General features: G+C 52.6%; 5 protein-coding genes. All 5 read right to left on the minus strand.

Features of this window, described 5'->3' with window-relative positions; all coding sequences use genetic code 11:
* On the minus strand, window positions 1-676 hold a 676-nt coding region (locus QCH34_RS07645), incomplete at its 3' end, for a protein phosphatase 2C domain-containing protein (protein ID WP_300332461.1).
* Between the two features lie 68 nt (window positions 677-744).
* On the minus strand, window positions 745-1,191 hold the full coding sequence (locus QCH34_RS07650; RefSeq protein ID WP_300332463.1) for a ribonuclease III domain-containing protein: 447 nt from the start codon (window positions 1,189-1,191) through the stop codon (window positions 745-747).
* Window positions 1,188-2,420: a methyl coenzyme M reductase-arginine methyltransferase Mmp10 gene (mmp10, locus tag QCH34_RS07655; RefSeq protein ID WP_300332466.1), complete on the minus strand. Its 1,233-nt coding sequence runs from the start codon at window positions 2,418-2,420 to the stop codon at window positions 1,188-1,190. Before mmp10 ends, QCH34_RS07650 begins: the two co-directional genes overlap by 4 nt.
* Before the next feature lie 29 nt (window positions 2,421-2,449).
* The gene (locus QCH34_RS07660; RefSeq protein ID WP_300332468.1) at window positions 2,450-3,613 is read right to left on the minus strand and encodes a DUF362 domain-containing protein; all 1,164 of its coding nucleotides are present in this window, start codon (window positions 3,611-3,613) and stop codon (window positions 2,450-2,452) included.
* An 18-nt stretch (window positions 3,614-3,631) separates the two neighbouring features.
* Window positions 3,632-4,318, minus strand: a 687-nt coding sequence (locus QCH34_RS07665) for a His/Gly/Thr/Pro-type tRNA ligase C-terminal domain-containing protein (RefSeq protein WP_300332470.1), incomplete at its 5' end; no start/stop codon positions are given.

The raw sequence follows: 4,318 nt of genomic DNA on the forward strand, positions 1-4,318 counted from the left end.
GCATTAATCGGTGGAGAATATCGGCAGGATCAAGACGGAGCGATTCACAGACGAGAGCATCCTCATCAAGATATTCATAAAAGCCATCAGTTGCCAGCAGGAGTACATCACCCGGATGCAGGAGATCCATTGTCAGGGTAACGATAAAATCACCTCCGATACTCCGTGTGATATATGATCGAAGCGGATGATGCAGGATCTCACAGGGATCAAGAAGGCCCCGTTCGACCATATCCGAGACAAGTGAATGATCCCGTGTAACCGAGACAACCTGACCGGAGAGATGGTATGCACGTGAGTCACCTGTATTGGCAATGATGGCAACCCCCCGCCTGATTATGGCTGCAACAAGAGTGGTGCCCATCCCTTTCGCATCACCAACCGCAGCCTCTTTTACTGCGCAATCGGCAGCTGCAAAACCATCACGGAGGATCTGATGGCATTCGTCATTTCGAAGTCCTGCCGTGTATTTGTCAGATATGAAATCCTTCAGGGTCGATATGGCAAGTGACGAGGCCTTATCCCCGGCCCGCTGACCGCCGATGCCATCGGCCACCGCAATCAGGTACCCGGATGGAAGCGGGAGGATAGTGTATGAGTCCTCATTTACCGTTCTACCCCCCCGGCACGTGATTCCGGCGATCTCTCTTCCGACCGTAACCATCTGCCCGATCATATCGACATCCCTGCTATCTTAAAAAGCATTCAAATCTTTAGTACAGTTTAATCGCAGGCAAGGTTACTTCAATCTTTCTTATCAGATATGATAAGGGAGGCGTGAAGTACTGATTTCACAGCATCCATCCCATTATCAAGATACAGGGCGCCGATCAACGCCTCATAACATTCTGCAAGCACCCGGCCCGATGTCCAGATCTCCATCTGCCTCTCCCCCTTCCCCCAAAGGACATAATCGGAGAGATCAAGAGATTCAGCGGCATTTCTGAGCCTGAGCATATTCACGGCGTTTATCTTTTTATTCGTTATTGTGCCTTTATCAGAGTCACCCTGAAAAATAATTGCTTCAAGAACGGCCAGTTCAATCACCGCATCCCCAAGGACTGCGAGCGCATCCATATGGGCATCTGCATCGATTCCAGCCTCACGGGCATATGCCGATCTGGTCAGGGCACGGGTGAGAAGGGTGGGATTATGAAAATTGCAGCCGAGTGATTCTTCAAGGGATCTCATCTATCACCATAGAGATTGATCAGCCTGATCAGATCGGAAAAACCGGAGATTTCCATATCAAGCACACCGGCACGGGTCATCCCCATGCTCGTCTCGGCATCTGCGGTCAGGCATTCAGGCCCCCTGAGAACCCTGCGTGCGGTTCCATCTGCCGAAAGTATCGATTCAGCCTCGGGAAGGTGGACAAATGAGCGTCCGGGTATGATCACGGTATCGGCAAGGATGCTAAGATCGACCTTCCGGAGATCATCGGCAGTGATCAGGCAGGCAATCTCCTTGTCAACGGCGACGACATCGCCGCCGCCACAGCTCTGAAGAATGTCACGGATAAACGGAGCCGCAACGCTCCCGGTGATTACGCTTGCGGATCCATGGATTCGTGGGAGTTTTGCAAGCAGATCAGATTCATTTCGGATCGCAAACGGAGATCCAAACTCAGGATCAAAGACCGGGGTACCGGATATCTTCATCGAACACGTCGATGCGACAGATCTGATCATCTCTGCAAACTCGTCCACCGTCTGGACAGGATGATCCGGTATAATGGGAGCATTCCCAAGAATAAGACCCTGCTCTGTTGCATTGGCAAACCGCATCAGGATATGCCCTTTTACCCCTCTCTCCTGAAGCCAGTGGCATGTCTCTTCCAGAACCGCCCCGTCATTGACACCGGGAAGAATAACTGAAGCCGCATAGACGTCAATTTGTTCTGCAAGCCGCTCAAGGATCGCAAGCGATGCCTCGGGTGTCGGATCGTGCATATACTCCCTCCTCAGATCAGGATCTGAGGCAAAGACCGTGAATGAGATCTCGGAGAGGCCGGAATCTATCAGAAGATCTGCAATCCCCGGATCATCGAAACCCTTCCCGCTCGTATAGCCGATATGAAGGGGGGCTTCCAGACTGGCAAGAAGTTCGATGAGATCGATAAATTCAGGATAACAGCTTGGATCGCCGCCTCCGCTGATGGTAATCCGTGTGATCTCTCCCCTGACAGACTGAATATCTGCAAGGACGGAATCTGCCACCTCACGAAGCGGCTTGAAACCGGAGTACTCCTCTTTTACGCCGCGGCTGCAATAATCACATCCCTTGATAAAGGGAAGACAGTATCGGCAGCCAAATGGCGGGATCTCGCGTTTACCCGTATGCCTGAAGTAGCAGTACGAACAGAACCCACGGCAATCAAGTCCCGGGCGGCCGCCGATATCAACCGTCAGCTGAACCATTCAGTAGCGTTTGGTTCGGGAGGTAATAATTACTGCCGATTGCCGAGGATGAGACGTGAGAGCAGTCCCTGCCTGATCAGAATCGCTGCCTCCTCACAGGACTCATGACAGCAATAACACCGGATGCAGAGAGAGAGATTGATCTCTGCCCGCCTTTCACGAAGAGAGGCGGCATCTGCGGGGCAGATCCTGACGCATGCACCGCATCCTATACAGGCAGAGGGCACAACCACTGGATAGGGGAGAAGAAAACGGCCTTCTCTCTGGAAACGGGCAAGCATTTTCCGGGAAATCTTCATAAGAAGCCCTGCGGGGCGGGCGGTATCCGGCAGGCGGAACGCGGGGATCATGAGAGACGCCGGATCAGCACCAACAATAACCGGCTCTCCATCAATCAGGCCACGCTCCTCTGCCGCCCGAAGTGTAGGAACAACATCTATCGGAATCCCTATAATCCGGCAGGCAACAGAATCAAGTGCATGGGGGTTCCGTGATGCTAAAATCAGGCCGACGGGTACCGGTGTTCCCGAGAGAGGTCCGTTTCCCTCCATCCCGACAACAGCATCCATCAGGTGAAGAACCGGAACGACTGCACCATGCAGATCGATGAGCATCTCCGAAAAGGCATCTGCTTCAGGGAACCGTGAGTGAAAAGCTGATTTTTCATGTCCCGGGACGACCCCGAAGAGGTTCTTCACCGCCCCGGTATAGGTCGTCAGAAGATGGGTTTTTGGTTTTGAGAGGGAGATGATCGCGTCAGCCTCAACTGCCGGGGTGATAATTAGAAACCGTTTCACCACCCTGCCCTCAGGAGAAGAGACAGTTGTATGCGATACATCCTCATTCAAACGGACACCCGCCATCGTTACCAGAGGAGCATAGCCTGATCGCTCATATGCCCTCTTCAGGGATGAAGGAGTATACCGGGTGCCGGCACCCGGACTGTCGCCGATGATAACCTGGCACCCGTGAGCGGTCAGAATACGGGCAACAGATCTGAGAACAGATGGATGTGTGGTGACTGCTTTTTCCGGATCTGCCCCTGTGAGGAGGTTGGGTTTGAGGAGAACAGTCATCCCCGGAGAGACAAACGAGCCGATACCGCCGAGATGATCGATCGCCTGCACCACCGCCGCATCCACCTCTGCTTCATCATAGGTGGAACAGAGAACAGATGAAACGGTTGCAGTCATAAAAAGAGAGTGTGAGAATTAGATATACCGGGGCTTCATCGAGAGGAGTTTCTGGGTATAGAGCGGCCTGAAGGGCATTCCTTTTGTCTCGGAACGGACTGCTACAATCAGGTCATCGACAGCGAGCTGCTCCTTATATGGCTTTTTGGGATCGGATTTGGAACGTATTGTTACGGTCAGTACACCTGATTCTTCCTCCTGATCCCCGACGACGACCACAAAAGGCACCCAGTCCATACCAGCCTCACGGATCTTCTTGCCGACAGACTCTTCCCGATCATCGAGATCAGTCCGGATATCCGCTCCATTTAATGCAGATACAACCTTCGCGGCAAAATCAATATTTCTGCTTGAGACGGGGAGGACACGAACCTGGGTCGGAGCAAGCCAGACCGGGAATGAGGGCACCTTCATCTTTGCCGTTCCCTCCAGCATTGCACAGATCACCCGTTCTATCGATCCGGTTGGCGAACAATGCAGGATCGGGGGATGGATAACATTTCCATCCCGATCAATATAGGAGATACCGAACCGATCTGCACTCTCGACATCAATCTGGACTGTCGGATTCTCAATAGGACGATCCTGGCTGTCGATTGCGGCAAGATCAATCTTTGCCACCCAGTAATGAACACGGTCAGAGAGGATCTCAACCAGGATCGGCCTGCCCGAGATCTTCGCAACCTTCTTTACCCATTCTACATG

Origin of the sequence: Methanocalculus sp., assembly GCF_029762515.1 — an archaeon.
Taxonomy (GTDB): domain Archaea; phylum Halobacteriota; class Methanomicrobia; order Methanomicrobiales; family Methanocorpusculaceae; genus Methanocalculus.

Bases quoted from the DNA above. Each gene is read 5' to 3' on its own strand.
- QCH34_RS07650 (WP_300332463.1), bottom strand. From the start codon at position 1,191: ATGAGATCCCTTGAAGAATCACTCGGCTGCAATTTTCATAATCCCACC.
- mmp10 (WP_300332466.1), bottom strand. From the start codon at position 2,420: ATGGTTCAGCTGACGGTTGATATCGGCGGCCGCCCGGGACTTGATTGC.
- QCH34_RS07660 (WP_300332468.1), bottom strand. From the start codon at position 3,613: ATGACTGCAACCGTTTCATCTGTTCTCTGTTCCACCTATGATGAAGCA.